The organism is Acidobacteriota bacterium (assembly GCA_034211275.1).
Classification (GTDB): domain Bacteria; phylum Acidobacteriota; class Thermoanaerobaculia; order Multivoradales; family JAHZIX01; genus JAGQSE01.
On the sequence record JAXHTF010000227.1, the window covers coordinates 1 to 2,500 of the forward strand.

The window sequence follows — 2,500 nt, forward strand, 5'->3', positions numbered from 1 at the left end:
GCTGGAGGACCGGGTAGCGGGCCTCCAGCCAATCCTGGGCGGTGAGGATGAGCACCGGCTCCTGGCAGCCTTCCCGGCGCCAGCGCCGCAGCAGCTCCAGGCCCGTCGGTGGCGGGATGTTGAGGTCGAGGATGATCAGCTCGGGAGCGTGCTCCTCGGCGAGACGCAGGGCCGTCGTGCCGTCCTCCGCCAGCCGGGGAATGTAGTCGTCTTCCTCGAGCACGCGGAGGATGCCTTCACCCAGTCCCGGCTCGTCTTCCACCACCAAGATTTTCTGCGTCATGCTCTGCCTCCGCGCCCCCCTCGAAATTCACCCTATCGGAACCAGGATGAACGCCAGATGAATTGCTCCCCGACGATACTCGGGACCTTCTGAGGGTCACGGTACAATGTCGCCACTCAAGGTCCCAAGCCCGAGCACTGCGCCATGAGAATTCTGGTTGTCGAAGATGAAGCGACCCTGGCCGAGGCGATCGCCGAGGTTCTGAGGGAAGAAAGTTACGCCGTCGACCTGGTCGGTACCGGGGAGGATGCGGACGAGATGGTGGCGTTCAACGACTACGATCTGGTGCTCCTGGACTGGACTATCCCCGCCCCGTCGGGTCTTGAGCTCCTGCGCCGCTGGCGCAAGCAGGGCAAAGACTTGCCGGTGCTCATGCTCACCGGCCACGATTCGGTGGAAGACCGCATCGACGGTCTGGATCACGGCGCCGACGATTATCTGACCAAGCCCTTCGCCTTCGCCGAGCTCCTGGCCCGGGTGCGCAGCCTGCTACGGCGGCGCCACCGCACCTACCAGGGACCGCTGAAGGCTGCGGACCTGGAGATGGACCGGTCGGAGCACCGGGTGCTGCTGGCGGGGGAGCCGGTGCAGCTTTCCCCCAAGGAATTCGCTCTGCTCGAATATCTGCTGGTGCGCAAGGGTGAGGTGGTCTCCCGCACGGAGATTTCGGAGCACGTTTGGGATGCCAGCTTCGACGCCATGACCAACACCATCGACGTCATTCTGCACCGTCTGCGCAAGAAGATCGACCACGGGCGCAAGGGCAAGCTGATCCACACCGTCAAGGGCTTCGGCTACGTGCTGCGGGAGGCGCGATCGTGAGGCGGGCTACTCAGCCAGGGTCGCCGGTAGCTCGACCACGAAGGTAGAGCCCTCCTCCGGTTCGCTCTCGACCCACACCCGGCCGTGGTGCAGCTCCACGAAGTGTTTGACGATGGATAGGCCCAGACCGGTGGACGGGGCGCGGGCGTAGGCTTCTCCGGAGAGGCGCTCGAAGCGCTCGAAGATCCGCTCCCGGACTTCCGCCGGGACACCGGGACCTTCGTCCTGGACCTCGATGCGGGCGACGGTTTGCCCATCGGGCCCCTCGTTGTGCTCCTCGGGCCGCAGTCGGACGGTGACGGTGGAGCGCCGGGGAGCGTACTTCACCGCGTTGCCGATGAGGTTGTCCAGCACCCGGCCGATGCGTTCCTTGTCCACCACCGCCATCAGCGGCTCGTCGCCGCCGGTCTCGAAAACCAGCCGCATCTCCCGCTCTTGGGCCAGAGGCCGGTTGCGCTCCACTGCCAGCGCCGTCAGGGTCTCCAGATCCTCCTCCATAGGGTGCAGCGTCAGCTTGCCGCTCTCGATGGCGGTGGTGTCCAGCAGGTCGGTGACGATGTTGAGGATGCGCTGCACCGAAGCGACGATGGAGCCGCCGATGGTGCGCAGGCGTCGAGGCTCTTCGCTGCGTTCGGCGATCAGGCCGGCGTAGCCGTAGATCAGGCTCAGGGGATTCTTGATGTCGTGGGCGGCGATGGCCAGGAACTCGCTCTTGACCTGATTGAGCTTTTCCAGCTCGCGGTTGGCGTGGGCCAGCTCGTCCTTCTGGGCGACCACCTCGGCGGTTCTCTCCGCCACCTTGGCCTCCAGTTGCTCGGTACGGTGCAGCAGATGGCGTACCCGCAGGTGGTAGACCAGCCGCGCCAGCGCCGCCGCCGCCAGCAGCACCAGCAGGTAGAACCACGGCGTCTCCCAGAAGTGGCGTCGGATGAAGATCTCGAAGCCGGTGGTCACCGGGCTCCACACCCCGTCCTCGTTGGCCGCCTGCACTTCGAAGCGGTAGAGCCGGCCGGTGGGTAGGTTGGTGTACGTGGCCCGGCGTTGGTCGCCGGCGTCGATCCAGCCGCGGTCGAAGCCCGCCAAACGATAGCGGAACCGAACTTGCTCCGGCGCCCGGAAGCTGTTGCCGGCGTAGAAGATCTCCAGGCGCTCGTGCCCCGGCTTCAGCTCGGTGGGGTCGCTGTCCTCGGCGCCCTCCTGGTCGCTCTCCCGCTCCAGCACTCGCTCCAGCGGCTCCCCGTCCACCTGCACCGATTCCACCACCACCGTCGGCGGCACGCGGTTGCGCAGGATCTGCCGCGGGTCCATGGCGGCGACGCCGCGCACCGTGGCAAACCACAGCCGGCCGTCGGCGGAGCGAACGCCGCTGGGCTGCCCGCCGCCGTTGCATTCGGC

At 66.8% G+C, this 2,500-nt stretch carries 3 protein-coding genes (1 of these 3 cut by a window edge); 1 reads left to right on the plus strand and 2 read right to left on the minus strand.

Annotated features, from left to right (window positions below):
* A partial coding sequence (locus tag SX243_22825) for a response regulator (GenBank protein MDY7095819.1) occupies nt 1–283 on the minus strand: 283 nt, incomplete at its 3' end.
* A 144-nt stretch (nt 284–427) separates the two neighbouring features.
* Between SX243_22825 and SX243_22830 the strand changes: the two genes are divergently transcribed.
* On the plus strand, nt 428–1,105 hold the full coding sequence (locus SX243_22830; protein MDY7095820.1) for a response regulator transcription factor: 678 nt from the start codon (nt 428–430) through the stop codon (nt 1,103–1,105).
* Nucleotides 1,106–1,111: 6 nt separating this feature from the next.
* Here SX243_22830 and SX243_22835 read toward each other — a convergent pair whose 3' ends face one another.
* On the minus strand, nt 1,112–2,500 hold the end of the coding sequence (locus tag SX243_22835; protein MDY7095821.1) for a two-component regulator propeller domain-containing protein. The gene runs 1,932 nt beyond the window's last position; the window shows 1,389 of its 3,321 coding nt (coding positions 1,933–3,321); its start codon lies off the right edge, out of view; its stop codon occupies nt 1,112–1,114.

Bases quoted from the DNA above. Each gene is read 5' to 3' on its own strand.
- SX243_22830 (MDY7095820.1), top strand. From the start codon at position 428: ATGAGAATTCTGGTTGTCGAAGATGAAGCGACCCTGGCCGAGGCGATC.